Annotated in this window: 10 protein-coding genes and 1 pseudogene; 7 read left to right on the plus strand and 4 right to left on the minus strand. The window is 62.5% G+C overall.

The window, feature by feature from the left end:
- Window positions 1-5: 5 nt before the first annotated feature.
- Together ACSFC5_RS02265 and ACSFC5_RS02270 are read right to left on the minus strand one after the other, a co-directional pair.
- Complete coding sequence (locus tag ACSFC5_RS02265; protein WP_440763643.1) at window positions 6-425, minus strand: EamA family transporter; 420 nt, start codon at window positions 423-425, stop codon at window positions 6-8.
- Window positions 422-844: an EamA family transporter gene (locus tag ACSFC5_RS02270; protein WP_440763644.1), complete on the minus strand. Its 423-nt coding sequence runs from the start codon at window positions 842-844 to the stop codon at window positions 422-424. Before ACSFC5_RS02270 ends, ACSFC5_RS02265 begins: the two co-directional genes overlap by 4 nt.
- 93 nt (window positions 845-937) lie before the next feature.
- On the opposite strand from ACSFC5_RS02270, the gene ACSFC5_RS02275 reads away from it, so the two are divergent.
- The 3 genes from ACSFC5_RS02275 to ACSFC5_RS02285 all read left to right on the plus strand — a co-directional run bounded on the left by ACSFC5_RS02275 (window position 938) and on the right by ACSFC5_RS02285 (window position 2,977).
- Entirely contained in the window at window positions 938-1,456 is a 519-nt protein-coding gene (locus ACSFC5_RS02275; RefSeq protein ID WP_440763645.1) for an 8-oxo-dGTP diphosphatase, read from the plus strand.
- Window positions 1,457-1,581: 125 nt separating this feature from the next.
- Entirely contained in the window at window positions 1,582-2,229 is a 648-nt protein-coding gene (locus ACSFC5_RS02280) for a polymer-forming cytoskeletal protein (RefSeq protein ID WP_440763646.1), read from the plus strand.
- 181 nt (window positions 2,230-2,410) lie between these two features.
- Entirely contained in the window at window positions 2,411-2,977 is a 567-nt protein-coding gene (locus tag ACSFC5_RS02285; protein ID WP_440763647.1) for a hypothetical protein, read from the plus strand.
- Between the two features lie 44 nt (window positions 2,978-3,021).
- Here the strand turns inward: ACSFC5_RS02285 and ACSFC5_RS02290 are convergent, their stop codons facing one another.
- A complete protein-coding gene (locus tag ACSFC5_RS02290; RefSeq protein WP_440763648.1) occupies window positions 3,022-3,993 on the minus strand; it encodes a quinone oxidoreductase family protein in 972 nt (323 codons plus the stop codon).
- Between the two features lie 313 nt (window positions 3,994-4,306).
- Here ACSFC5_RS02290 and ACSFC5_RS02295 point away from each other — a divergent pair, with 313 nt between their 5' ends.
- Complete coding sequence (locus ACSFC5_RS02295) at window positions 4,307-4,441, plus strand: hypothetical protein (protein ID WP_440763649.1); 135 nt, start codon at window positions 4,307-4,309, stop codon at window positions 4,439-4,441.
- Window positions 4,438-5,757, plus strand: a pseudogene (locus ACSFC5_RS02300) (IS200/IS605 family accessory protein TnpB-related protein). The gene ACSFC5_RS02295 and the pseudogene ACSFC5_RS02300 overlap by 4 nt, the downstream one beginning before the upstream one ends.
- A 72-nt stretch (window positions 5,758-5,829) precedes the next feature.
- Here the strand turns inward: ACSFC5_RS02300 and ACSFC5_RS02305 are convergent.
- The gene (locus ACSFC5_RS02305; RefSeq protein ID WP_440763650.1) at window positions 5,830-7,566 is read right to left on the minus strand and encodes an alpha-amylase domain-containing protein; all 1,737 of its coding nucleotides are present in this window, start codon (window positions 7,564-7,566) and stop codon (window positions 5,830-5,832) included.
- Between the two features lie 351 nt (window positions 7,567-7,917).
- Here ACSFC5_RS02305 and proS point away from each other — a divergent pair, with 351 nt between their 5' ends.
- Together proS and gltB are read left to right on the plus strand one after the other, a co-directional pair.
- On the plus strand, window positions 7,918-9,399 hold the full coding sequence (gene proS, locus ACSFC5_RS02310; RefSeq protein ID WP_440763651.1) for a proline--tRNA ligase: 1,482 nt from the start codon (window positions 7,918-7,920) through the stop codon (window positions 9,397-9,399).
- Between the two features lie 443 nt (window positions 9,400-9,842).
- The gene (gltB, locus tag ACSFC5_RS02315) at window positions 9,843-14,393 is read left to right on the plus strand and encodes a glutamate synthase large subunit (RefSeq protein WP_440763652.1); all 4,551 of its coding nucleotides are present in this window, start codon (window positions 9,843-9,845) and stop codon (window positions 14,391-14,393) included.
- Window positions 14,394-14,396: the final 3 nt, after the last annotated feature.

The raw sequence follows: 14,396 nt of genomic DNA on the forward strand, positions 1-14,396 counted from the left end.
GCGTGTCAGATAGACATTAGAATTACCGCGAGCACGGCGAAGGCGATCCCCAACAGTTTTCTGGGCGTCAGCGACTCCTCGAGTGCGAGCATGCCGATCACCGAACTGACCGCGATGAATAGGCCGTAGATCGGGACGACGACGCTGACAGGACCGAGGGCGAGCGCTCGGTAGTACGCCAGTAAGCCGACGGCGAGCAACATCCCCCAGCCGACGATGTGTGGCAGTTTCGGATGTGAGAGATACTGATGGGGGGACTGTCCCTGATAGACCAGCAGACCGCCGAGGAGGGTGAGCATGACCGCGTTCGACATGAAGACCGCCGTCGTGCTCGGAATCGTCTCCATCGCGACCTTCAACAGCGGTGCGACCAGGCTGTACGCGGCGAACGCGACGAACGAGAGCAGCAGATACCCTCGCTTCATTTACGATCACCCGCGCTGCAGACGATCGCGAGCACGGCACAGACGATTCCGGCCGCCCGGGTCACCGACATCGTCTCGCCGAGAAAGAGGATGCCGAGTATCGAACTCCCCACGATGAACATGCCGAAGATCGGCACGACGACGCTTACGGGACCGGTCTCGAGGGCGGCGGTGTAGGCCAGAATGCCGATCGTCAGGAAGGCCCCGGCGACGTAGACGTAGCCGGCTTCGACCGACATCGCGTGGGCGGGATCGGCGGTTCCGGTCAGGACCATCACGCTGCTCGCGATCAGGAGAAAGACGCATGTCGAGAGAAACAGCCCGGGCGTCGCCGGGACGTCCTGCACGATAACGCTCGTGAGAGGTGCGACGAACGAGTAGGCGAGGAGCGCTATCAAGACCCACAGCAAGTACTCCATGGCACGACGCTACTGGCGGTATGGGCTTAAAGGCCACGAGAACGTCGCCAATCGACACTGATACTTTATTTTCCGGGGGCGGAACGAATTCGTATGATCGAAGCAACGCTGTGTTTTCCGAGACGGACGCGCGACACCGAGAGCGACGCCACGGAGGAGGTGCTCCTCATCGAAAAACGTCGCGGGCTCGGCGAGGGCTGGTACAACGGTCCCGGTGGGAAACTCGAGGCAGACGAAACGCCCCGCGAGTGTGCCGTTCGAGAGACTCGCGAGGAGGTGGGGCTCGAAATCGATCCCGAGTCCCTCGAGAAAGCGGGCGAACTCACCGTTCTGCTGGACGGCGAGAGACACACGTTCTGTCACGTTTATCGGACGCGCTCGTTTGCGGGTGAACCGACGCCTACCGAGGAAGCTCGACCGGAGTGGGTGGCCGTCGACGACGTCCCCTACGATCAGATGTGGGCGGACGACCAGTTCTGGCTCCCCGGCGTCCTCGAGGGCGAGACGGTCGTCGGCGAGTTCCGCTTCGAGGGCGGGCCACCGCTGGACGAGGCGGCGTTCGTGGGCCACGACCTCGAGTGGAACGACCACCTCGAGGCGTCGGACACGTGAGCTGGCAGACAATTCATCACAGAGATGTAGATAGAGCGCGCACGGCGCCGACGATCGGTTGATCCTCTCTACCGAGTACAGGACGATTACTCTTTTATCCCTTCGTGGTAGCCCGGGTCGAGAACATGACCGATACGACTCGTCGGCGGACGCTCGTCGCTGTGGCCACCGGAACTGTCGGCGCACTCGCGGGCTGTCAGGGTCTCTCGACCGACGGCAGTTCCGACGCCGAGACAGACACTGCCGAAGAGATATTTTCGAACGGGTCGGAAGCGGACGACGATGGCAACGAGAACGGACTCGGCGATGACGACGAGGACGGCGATCTTACGGTTGCGGAAGATACGGACGACGACATCTCGGTCGAGGGGACGATCCAGGTCCTCGCCGACGTCGAGGTCGATGGCTCCGTCGAAGCCGCCGGCGTGCTCCTCGAAGAGGACGCCACGGTCGAGGGAACGATCGACACCGGTGGCACCGTCGATCTCGGCGACGACAGCGAGGTCGGCAGCGATGTCACTGCAGGCGGTGACGTGACGACTGCCGCGGACGCCGAGATCGATGGCGCGATCGATACCGACGGCGCCGTCGTTCTCGGCGACGACGGCTCGGTCGACGCCGGTGGAGAGGTGTACCTCGGGAACGGCACCGAAGTCGGCGGCGACGTAAACGGCGAGTCGGTCGATGAAGGTGACGACGTCGAAATCGGCGATGACGATGATGACGACGATGGGATAGGGTGGTTCAGCTTCGGCAGCGATGACGACGAGTAAGTCGAGTGGTCTCTTCGATCGGCCGTTGAAAACCCCCTTCGAGAGAACACCGGTTAGCAAACACACAGTAGTAGGCGGATACGTCCGTAGCGGACCGTTGTTTCTACGCGGTGGGAGCGTTGTCCGCTTGAGTACAGCACGAATACTCTTTTATCCCTCTGTGGTAGCCCGGCGTGAGAGCATGACCGATACGACTCGTCGTCGGTTGATCCTCGCAGCGGCAGGTGGAACCGTCGGCACACTCGCGGGATGTCTGAGCGAGACGTTCGACGAGGACCCCGACGAAGACGGTGGCGATGAAGAAGAGCTGTTCGGCGGGGACACGGAGAACGTCAGCGCCGACGAGAGTGGCGACGACGGGGACGATGCGGACGGCGAAAACGGTGACGACGGTAGTGAAACTGAGGAGGACGACGATACCGACGACGATGGCGACGGCGACGCCGATGACGATGACGATGACGGAGACGGAGATGGAGACGACAGCGATGATAACGGGGAAGAGGACGATTCCGACGAAGGCGATGGAGACGATACCGACGAGGATGATGACGACGGAGAGGACGGGGACGATGCGGAGGATGACGAGAATGAGGACGATGGGGAGGACGGGGACGATGCGGAGGATGACGAGAATGAGGACGATGGGGAGGACGGGGACGATGCGGAGGATGACGAGAATGAGGACGATGGGGAGGACGGAGACGATGCGGAGGATGACGAGAATGAGGACGATGACGACGATTAGTAACCGTCCGGTTTCTGATCGGCGTCACTCGAGTCTGCCCGCGCTCAGGGCTTCAGAACAACCTTTCCAGAACTTTTGCGATCCTCGATGTACTGATGGGCCTCGGCGGCGTCCTCGAGTGCGAACGATTCGCCCAGAATCACCTCGAGATCGCCGCTCGTCAGTCCCTCGGTGAGCTCGGGGACGGCCTTCATCACTGTACCCGGATCGTGATAGGAGGCCTGCCCGAGGTGGAACCCTTTGATCGTCTTGTTCTCGAAGAGGAGCCGTCGGTTCTCGATTTCGCCGGGGACGCCGCTGGCGACGCCGTAGGTAACCATCCGGCCGAAGTGTTTCATGGCGTCGAGGCTGCGCTCGAAGACGTCGTCGCCGACGCTCTCGAGGACGAGATCGACGCCCTCGCCGTCGGTTTCCTCGTCGATGATTTCGCGGAAGTCCGTCTCGGTGTAGTTGATCGGGTGGTCACAGCCCAGGCCTTCGGCGAGGTCGAGCTTTTCCTGCGTGCTCGCGGTGCCGAACACCTCCGCGCCGTGGTTCGACGCTAACTGCACGGCAGCCGTCCCGACCCCGCCCGCGGCGGCCTGAATCAGGACGGTTTCGTCTTCCTCGAGGCCGCCCCACTCGAACAGACAGCTGTGGGCGGTGAGAAACTGGACGGGGAAGCCGGCGGCCTCCTCGAAGCTCATCCCCTCGGGAATGGGAAACAGCATCTGGGCGTTCGCGACGGCGTACTCGGCGTAGCCGCCGGTGCTGAGCATCGCGACGACGCGGTCGCCTTCCTCGAGGCCGACGCCCTCGCCGGTCGCGTCGATCGTCCCTGCGGCTTCCATACCGGGGGTGTATGGCGCCTCGGGACCGCCGGGATAGACCCCGCGGCGTTGCATGATGTCCGCGAAGTTGATTCCGGCCGCCTCGACCTCGATACGGACCTCGCCGGCGCCCGGTTCCGGGAGGTCGGCGTCGGTGGCCTCGAGCTGGTCGCTGTCGCCGTACTCCGTTACCTCGATAACTCGCATACGTTTCCGTTTGTAACGCACTCGCTTAAAGGTCAGAGAACGTGGAAGAACTGGTCGGCCGTTGTCGGCGGGCGATCCGACGGGAACAGCCGAGACCGGTTCCGACAGACGCGACTATCTTTAATCAGCGAGAGAATCCCGCCGTTTACGGCGTCCTCAGAACGCGAAGCGTTCTGATGGGCATCGCAAACCGAAGGTTTGCACAACGGGCGTGAATCGCGTCACTCGACCACACAAGCCACGAGTAACAGCACTTTGAATACCCAACGCCAATACGAACATTTAACATACGAAAAAACGTACTGAAAAACGGATGCGAGTTGATATAGCCATCAAACGTGGAAGCGACCTCCACGAACAAGTGAAAGAATACTCCCGGGAGAACGGCCTGCGAATGGACTTCGCATACGCCGAACTCATCGAACAAGGACTCGACGCTGAAGAATGAGTGAGGAGTGCAAGACGCTCGAAGCGTATCTTGTCCCACCCACACAGCACAAGCAGCGCAAGCTCCACAACGAGCACGAACGATACGAGCAACTGCTTCGTCGGAGTTTCAACAACGAGTGCGACACGATGACTGCCGTCAACGAGGTCGTCAGTGGTGAAGAACTCAACTAGCACTCGAAAAACGCACTCAAAAAATATGTACCCAACCTCTTAGACGAGGACACGTATGATGCGAAACAACTCGCAGACACGCACCCAATCCGTTACGCCAACACCGCAGCCGTCTTCGACGTTGATAATAACCGCTACCACGAAATCTGTTGGGAAGTCCCGCTTCCCGGTCGCGGGACGAAATTCTGGATACCCCTCCAGTTGAATCCTGAGCAAGAAGACTGGTGGCATTTGCTAATTGACAACGAAGATGAGAGTGTATGGGCTGGAGAAATACGCCTGCAGCGTGACGGTAATCAATGGGTGTTACACGTCGCAGCGAACTACGAAATCGCACCAGGCCACTCGTGTTCGTATAATATCGACGACGTGACGCCTGTCGGGTTCGATGTGGGTGAGTCGAAGCTCTTGGTGGGCTGTGCCCTCCGAGACGACACACCCATTGATCCGTTGTTCGTGGATGGTGGTCGCATCCGACACCTCCGACAGAAACAAGCCTCTACCGAAGACCGCTTGAAATCACGCTACGCCTCAACGCTTTTGGACGACCTCGTGTGGGGACGGTGGCAAGACGCCATCGAAGACGAAATCGAGAAAGCATCCGTACGAGCCGTCGAATACACCACTCAGTTCGAGAACCCTGTCATCGTTCTCGAATACCTCAACGGTATCACCGACGAGGATATTGGCAAGTATTGGAATAGACGCCTTGGCAAGTGGCTGTTCTCCGAACTACAGTCACGCATCGAGGACAAGGCAACGGAGCACGGCATTCCTGTGAAATACGTGTATCCGCACCATACGTCGAAGACGTGCCACGCGTGTCAGCATATCGGGTATAGGCCGCATCAGGGCACGTTCAAGTGTACGAATGAGGCGTGTTGGGTGTCGGAGTATCAGGCAGATTTGAACGCAGCAGCGAACATAGCTAATCGGCTGAATCCGTGGGGAGAGAGCCTGTCTTGGAAATCGGCAGGCGATGACTCGCCTCGGAGCGGGGGCCAGTGGCAGGCCCACGAAGACACGTCACCGAGCGAGGGACTCCCGTCCGAGAGGCGGGCTTCCGATGACAAGGGTTCGTCCAGCTCACCACCGATGGGAGCGGGGGAGGAGCCGGAGACCGGTGGCGCGAACACGTCTTGAAACCTCAATCTAGCACAGTACTGGTATTCCACCTGTGGTGGAAGCCCCCGGCGTTCACGCCGGGCGAGGATGTCACTCGGACCAGCCCTGGTGGGTGGGGTGGACGTCGCTCTCGTCGTGGTTGCCTCCTTGTTCCCAGACGTCACCGGTTTCGCCGCTCGAGCCGCGACGGGTCTTCCACTCGAACTCGCCGGGATCGTCGATAGTGACCTCCCAGACGTTTCCCTCCGTCCAGGTCCCTTCGACGCCGCCGCCCCAGTTCGTGAGCTCGTCGGTGCTTCCGGTGAAGTAGACGGAGTCACCGTGACCGACGTCGACCGTCATCCGTAACGTGATCTGGTTGGACTCGCCGTCGTCATCGCCGTCATCATCGTCTTCCGTTTCGGGTGCATACATGACCCAGCCTTCGGCCGGAACCGTGATCTCGGCCCATCCTTCGTCGTTGGTGACAACCGTCTCCTGGCCGCCGGCGTGATCGGTGAGCGTCTCGTTCGTCCAGGACGTTTCGACCCATTCGGTCCAATCGCTCCGCTCGCTTTTGTTGATGCCAGCGAGCAGGTTCCCGCTGCGTTCGAAGACGTAGGTGTCGTAGTCGACGTGGCGGTCGATCACGTTGCCGTGTGCGAACTCCCGTGAGACGTCGACGAGATCTCGGAACGCCTCGTCGTCGAGTTCGGTCCGGTCCTCGGGCCCGGATCGGTACACCATCGGCATCCCCGCGTACGCGAGGATGAACGCTTCGGCGAGTTCGACCGCCCGGCCCTCGGGTTCGTCCGCCTCGACACTCGGACCGACGGTATCGTGGTTCTGTGCGAAGGTGACCGCGACGCTCGGATCGTGGTGTGCGACGCCGTTGGCCGCGTCCTGCGAGAGCCCCTCCATGCTGCCGCCCTCGAAGGCGTCGACGATGGCGTCGTACAGCGGGAAGTCGAAGACGGTCATCCCGGTGTCGGCGAACTCGAGCAATCGCCCGATGTCGTAGTCCCAGATCTCGCCGACGCGCCAGAGGTCGAGGTCGTCCGCGAGCGCGTTGATCTCGTATTCGAAGTACCACGGCCAGACGTGGCCAGCGGCGTCGTATCGGAGCCCGTCGGCACCCAGGTCCGCGATCCGCTGGAGATAGTCCCGATGGGCGTCCTGGACGTACGAGAGTTCGATATCGAACGACGGCAGTCCGAGGAGGTCGCACTCGTACTCCGCTGCCTCGCCGTCCAGTCGGCAGTCCTCGCCCAGCGTGCCGTTGTCGTGGAAGTGTCCGTCTCTGTCGAACTGCGGGAGTTCTACGTAACCGTCCGGACCCTGTTCTGCCGCCATGTGGTTCAACACGACGTCGACGATGACCTCGATCCCGTGGTCGTGGCAGGTCTCGATCAGCGACTCGAGTTCGCGCTCGGTCCCGAGCGTCGAGTCGAGATTCGTCAGGTCGACGGGCTGGTAGCCGACCGGCGGGTGCGGATCGCGGAAGCCGAACGGCGAGGTCTCGTCGTAGAAGCCGTACTCGCCGTCGTACGAGAGATCGTCCCAGTCGAGTTTTCCTCGCGCCGGCTGCTGGATCCAGATCGCGTCGATGCCGACCTCCTCGAGACGAGGGACGTCGGCTTCGATGTCGGTCCACTCCGCGTGGAAGTACTGGTAGGCGACCGTCCCGTCTTCGGCCACCGGTTGGTCCGGCAGCGGGCTCCCGTTGACAGCTCCCAGCGACGCACCGCCGATCGCCAGCGTTCCGAGGGCTACGCTCGTCTTCAACAGCGTTCGCCGTTCGATACCGTCCGCGTGGGTATCCTCACCCTGTGTGTGGTTATCTCCCATTGCGCTCGACAATATAATGTATGATGTAATAAAACATAATACTTTTATCCCCCATTCGAAACGGAATAGTATTGATGAGAAATAGTCGTGTAAAATTGCGTCTGGTAAACACTCTCAGCCAATCACTGTCGGTGGGCGGGAGTAGTATCGGCAACGAGGTTCAGGGTCCGTTGTCGAGGATGGAAACCTGGATCGTGAGGGAGTGAAGCCGTCGGCAGATCCGTACGTCCCACGGTTTCCGAGACGCTTCGGTGTCGAGACCCCGATCGACGGGTTTGGTTCGACACCAATCGCAGGGTCGGCCACCGTACCTTCGTATCGTTTAAGCGTGCGGTGGCAGTGAGTCGATGTATGAGCGACGAGAGCCAGGAACTCGGGATCACCGAGTCGAAATCGCACAAACCCGGCGAGTGGTACGCCGAAGTCGTCCAGAAGGCCAACCTCGCGGACTACGCCCCGATGGGCGGCTTCATCGTCACGAAGCCGCGCGGCTACGCCCTCTGGGAGGCCATTCAGGACGCGCTGGACGGCTGGTTCAAAGAGACCGGCGTCGACAACGTCTACTTCCCGATGTTCATCCCAGAGAGCTTCTTAGAGCGCGAGAAGGACATCGTCGAGGGTTTCGACCCCGAGGTCGCGTGGGTGACCCACGGCGGCCACGAGGAACTCGAGGAGCGTCTCGCCGTCCGACCGACCAGCGAGTCGATCATCGCGCCCTTTATGGCCGATTGGACTCGCAGCCACCGCGACTTGCCGCTGCGGCTCAATCAGTGGTGCTCGGTCGTTCGGTGGGAAGCGACGGAGACGAAGCCGTTCTTCCGGACGAAGGAATTCATGTGGCAGGAGGGCCACACCGCCCACGCCGACAACGAGGGGGCCTGGGAGGAGGTCTGGACCCGACTGAGCCAGTACGAGCGCGTCTACGAGGACGTACTGGCGATTCCGGTACTGCGAGGAAAGAAGCCCGAACACGACAAATTCCCCGGGGCCGATACGACGACGACCGTGGAGGCGTTGATGCCCGACGGCAAGTCCGTCCAAGGCGCGACGAGCCATAACTTAGGGCAGAGTTTCGCCGAGGCGTTCAACATTACGTTCTCCGACGAGGACGGAGACGATCGAACCGCCTACACGACCTCCTGGGGACTCTCGTGGCGGGCAATCGGGGCGCTCATCATGACCCACTCCGACGATCAGGGGCTGGTTCTGCCACCGACAGTCGCCCCCACCCAAGTCGCCATCGTCCCCATTTGGCAGGAGGACACCAAAGAGGATGTCCTCGAGTACTCCGAGACCATCGCCGACGAACTCGAAGACGCCGGCTTCCGCGTCGAACTCGACGACCGCGACGAGCGCAATCCCGGCTTCAAGTTCAACGAGCACGAACTCAACGGCGTCCCCCTCAGGCTGGAGATCGGCCCCTACGAGGTCGAAGACGAGGAGGTCACGATGGTCCACCGACCGGACAATGAGGAGGCAGTCGAGGATCGCGACGAGATCGTCGACGCCGTCGACGAGCACCTCGAGGACATCTTCGACAAACTGTACGATGCGGCCGAGGCGAACCTCGAGGAGAACGTTCGCGAAGCCTACAGCCCCGAGGAGATCCTCGGCACGATCGGCAAACACGGCGGCTACGTGAAGACCTCGTGGTGTGGCGACGAGGCCTGCGAGGAAGCGATCAAGGAGAAGATCGCAGCCGAGATCGTTATGCAGCCACTCGAGGACGAGGGCGGGACGACGGCCGGGGAGGTTCCCGAACCCGAGCACGACGAGTGTGGCGTCTGTGGCGACCCCGCGGACGAGATCGCATACTTCGCGAAGTCGTACTAACGCACGGCTCACCTCACCGATCCGCCTCGATTTTGTCGCATTTCAGTCTCATCCGCCGTAAATCGCCGCCGTTTGCGAATTTCGACGTCCGAACGTGGGCGAGAGTTTGTGTACGTTTGTCACACCCAAACCTAACTCTTTAACCCAATACTGCTTACGGCTGGCGGGAAATAACACAGATGTGGTGTTCACTCTGGTGGGTGAGCACTACGTGCCTCTGACACTTCTGCCCTAGTCGGGCAGTTATTCCTTCACCGAAACTTGCCGTTGCCGACGCTACTCGGGACGAACGGGCGACAGCGACGCCACTCTGAATCGGGATACGCAGTGAGCGGCCGCTGCGGATGTGACCACTGATAGACCTTATATCCCATTATATGTGTGTATAATACACTTAGTCATTATGGGACAGCCTCTTATAGCAGTTTTTGCTACGAGTGTGTATGCCACAGCCACAGATAGCGTCATCCACCGAGCGTTCGCGGGGACTTGCAGACCCCGCGGACGAACGGTCGAACTGCGGCGTCGGCGTCGTCATGGACCTCGATGGGGATGGGGGACACGATGTCGTCGCCGACGGATTGGAACTGCTCAAAAATCTCGAACATCGCGGGACCACCGGCGCGGAGAAAAACACCGGCGACGGTGCGGGCATCATGCTCCAGACGCCCGATTCGTTTTTCGATAGCGTTCTCGAGGCCGACCTCCCGGAGACCTACGCCGTCGGGTCGCTCTTTTTCCCACAGGAGGAGACGGCGCGTACGGAACTCGTCTCGATACTCGAAGACGCCCTCGAGACGTACGATCTCGAGGTCCTGGAGTGGCGCGACGTGCCGACGAACAACGAGGATCTCGGCGCGACAGCCGTCGACTCCGAACCCGACGTCTGGCAGGTCGTCGTCACGCCCGCGGACGATATCGATGACGAGACATTCGACCGACGACTCTACGTCGCACGGCGCGCCCTCGAGAACGCCGTCGAAGACGCCGATGTCGAGAACGCGGAGCGCTTCTACGTCTGCTCGCTTGACTCCGATACCATCGTCTACAAGGGCCTGCTCAAGGGGGTGCAGGTTCCGTCTTACTACGAGGATCTGACCGACGAACGCATCGAATCGACGTTCGCCATGGTTCACGAGCGGTTCTCCACGAACACGCTCGGCGCCTGGCATCTCGCCCACCCGTACCGAAACATCATCCACAACGGCGAGTTCAACACCATTCAGGGCAACATCAACTGGATGCGCGCCCGCGAGACCGACATCGAGAGCGAAGTCTTAGAGGATCTCGAGGCGGTCAAACCGATCATCGACGACCCCGATCAGTCCGACACCGCGAGCGTCGACAACGCGCTCGAACTGCTCATGCAGGACGGACGCGATCTCGAGCACGCCCTCCGGATGCTCGTTCCCGAGGCCTGGCGCGGCGACGACGCGATGGATCAGGACCGCAAGGACTGGTACGACTTCCACGCCTCGCTCGTCGAGCCCTGGGACGGCCCCGCACTCGTCGCGGCGACCGACGGCGAACGCGTCGGCGCCGTCCTCGACCGCAACGGTCTGCGCCCCTGTCGCTACGACGTCACCAAGGACAACCGGCTGATCGTGGCCAGCGAGTCCGGCGCGCTCGAGCCCGCACCCGACGAGATCCAAGAGCGCGGTCGTCTCCAGCCCGGCCAGCTGTTCCTCGCCGATCCGAACGAGGGCCGCGTCATTCCCGACGACGAAGTCTTCGAGGACCTCACCGACGACCGTTACGGTGAGTGGCTCGAGGCCGAACAGGTCTCCCTCGACGATATCCGCACCGCCGGCGACAGTTCGCCGCGCCAGCCCGTCGGCGGCCTACGCGACCAGCAGGCCGCCTTCGGCTACACGCACGACGAACTCGAGAACATGATCGAGCCGATGACCCAGAAGGGGAAAGATCCCGTCGGCTCGATGGGCGACGACACGCCGCTGTCCGTCCTCACCGAGTTCAACCGCCCGCTGTTCTCCTACTTCAAGCAGCTGTTCGCACAGGTTACCAACCCGCCGCTGGACTACATCCGCGAGGAGCTGGTGACCTCGATGGAGAGCCGACTGGGCTACCAGCGCAACCTGCTTACCGAGTCCCCCGAGCATGCCCGTCAGCTCGTGCTGGACTCGCCGATCCTCACCGACGCCGAACTCGAGTCGATCCGCGACTGCTCGGCCAACGGGATTACGGCCGCGACGATCGACATCACGTACGAACCGACGAGCGAGGAACTCGGCGACGACCTCGAAGCGGCGATCGAACGCGTCCGTGCGGACGCAGTCGAGGCCATCGAGGCGGGTCACGACGTGCTCATCCTCTCTGATCGAGACGTCGACGCGGACCGCGTAGCGATTCCGAGCCTGCTCGCGACCGGCGGCGTCCACCACCACCTCGTGCGCAACGGCCTGCGCAACCACGTCGGACTCGTCGTCGAGTCCGCCGACCCGCGCACGGTCCACCACTTCGCGACGCTGGTCGGCTACGGCGCCGGCGCGGTCAACCCGTACCTCGCCTACCAGACCATCGAGGACATCACCGCCGGCCCCGACGGCGCCGACACCGAGGTCGCCATCGACGCCTACGTCGGAGCCGTCGAAGACGGCCTCCTGAAGATCATGGCCAAGATGGGGATCTCGACGGTCGAGAGCTACCAGGGCGCCCAGATTTTCGAGGCGGTGGGTCTCGACTCGGACCTGGTCCGCGAGTACTTCGAGGGAACCGAGAACCGCACCGAGGGGATCAGCCTCGCAGAGATCGAAGCGGACGTTCGCGAACGCCACGACGCAGCCTTCGGCGAGGAGGAGTCCAAACTCGACCGACAGGGCGAGTTCGAACACCGCTCAGACGGGATCTACCACCAGTGGAACCCACAGACCGTCGGCGCGCTCCAGCAGTCCGTCCGATCGAACGATTACGAGCGCTACCAGGAGTTCGCCGAACTCATCAACGACCAACAGCAGAACCTCCAGACGCTTCGCGGGCTCCTCGAGTTCGACTCGGACCGCGATCCGGTGCCGATCGAGGACGTCGAGCCGATCAAAGACATCGTTCAGCGCTTCTCGACGGCCGCGATGTCGCTGGGCAGCCTGTCGCCGGAAGCCCACGAGAACAACTCGATCGCGATGAACCGCATTGGCGGCAAGTCCAACTCGGGCGAGGGCGGCGAACCGCCGGAACGGTTCGACACCGAACGCGAGTGTAACGTCAAGCAGGTCGCCAGTGGCCGTTTCGGCGTCACCTCGACGTACCTCTCGAGTGCCGACGAACTGCAGATCAAGATGGCTCAGGGATCGAAGCCCGGCGAGGGCGGCCACCTGCCCGGCGAGAAGGTCAACGAGATGATCGCCCACGTCCGCAAATCGACCCCGGGCGTCGGCCTCATCTCCCCGCCGCCGCTGCACGATATCTACTCCATCGAGGATCTCAAACAGCTGATCTTCGACCTGAAGGCGGCCAACGAGCAGGCGGACATCAACGTCAAACTCGTCTCCGAAGCCGGTATCGGCACGGTCGCCGCCGGCGTCGCGAAGGCCAACGCCGACGTGGTCCACATCTCGGGTCACTCCGGCGGGACGGGCGCCTCGCCGCGCACCTCAATCAAGAGCGCCGGCCTCCCCTGGGAGCTCGGCCTCGCCGAGGCCAACCAGATGCTCTGTCAGACCGGGCTGCGCGACCGCATCCGCGTCTCCGCGGACGGCGGAATGAAGACGGGCCGCGACGTCGCCGTCGCCGCCCTGCTCGGCGCCGAGGAGTACATCTTCGGGACCGCCTCGCTCGTCACCGGCGGCTGCGTGATGGCCCGGCAGTGTCACAAGAACACCTGTCCGGTCGGCGTCGCCACCCAGCGCGAGGACCTGCGCAAGCGGTTCCCCGGCGAGCCCGAACACGTCATCAACTACATGACGTTCATCGCCCAGGAGCTGCGCGAGATCATGGCCGAACTCGGCTTCGAGACGATCGACGAGATGATCGGCCAGGTCGACGTCTTGGCGCAGCGGACCGACGTCGACCACCCGAAGGCACGTAACGTCGACCTTTCGGACGTCATCGCGGATCCCGGAAGCGACGTCCGCCGCAAGATCCGCGAGCAGGACCACGAACTCGAGGACCAGCTCGACCGCGACCTCATCGAGGCCGCGGCCGACGCCATCGAAGACCAGGAGCCGGTCACGCTCGCGGCCGATGTCTCGAACGTCGATCGCACCGTCGGGGCGATGCTCTCGAACCGCATCACCAGCCGCTACGGCGAGCCCGGCCTCCCCGAAGATACCATCACGGCCGACCTCGAGGGAACCGCCGGACAGAGCTTCGGTGCGTTCCTGGCAAGCGGCGTCTCGATGCACTTAGACGGCAGCGCCAACGACTACGTCGGCAAGGGGCTCTCGGGCGGGAAGATCACGATCCGTACGCCGGAGACGGCGACCTACGACCCGACCGAGAACATCTCGATCGGTAACGTCGCGCTCTATGGCGCGACCGACGGCCAACTATACGTCAACGGCGTCGCCGGCGAGCGCTTCGCCGTCCGCAACTCCGGGGCCAAAGCCGTCGTCGAGGGCGTCGGCGACCACGGCTGCGAGTACATGACCGGCGGCGTCGTCGCCGTCCTCGGCGAGACGGGCAAGAACTTCGCGGCCGGGATGTCCGGCGGCGTCGCCTACGTCTACGACCCCGACGACGCGTTCGAGGCCAAGGCCAACACCGGGATGGTGTCGCTCCACGACGACCTCGAGGAAAAAGACGAGGAGATGCTGCGTCGCCTCGTCGAGAACCACGTCGCCTACACCGGCTCCGAGCGGGGTGAACTCCTGCTCGAGAACTGGGAGCGCGCGCTCGAGGCCTTCGTGAAGGTCATGCCCGACGCCTACTACGAGGCGATTACCGAGCAGGGCAGCGACGACGTTCGCAGCGAACTACCGGGTACGCCCGAGGCGGCCGTCGAAGCCGATTCGGCTACCTTCGCCGCGAGCGACGACTGAGCC

The sequence above is a fragment of the Natronorubrum marinum genome, assembly GCF_052040125.1.
Lineage (GTDB): Archaea > Halobacteriota > Halobacteria > Halobacteriales > Natrialbaceae > Natronorubrum.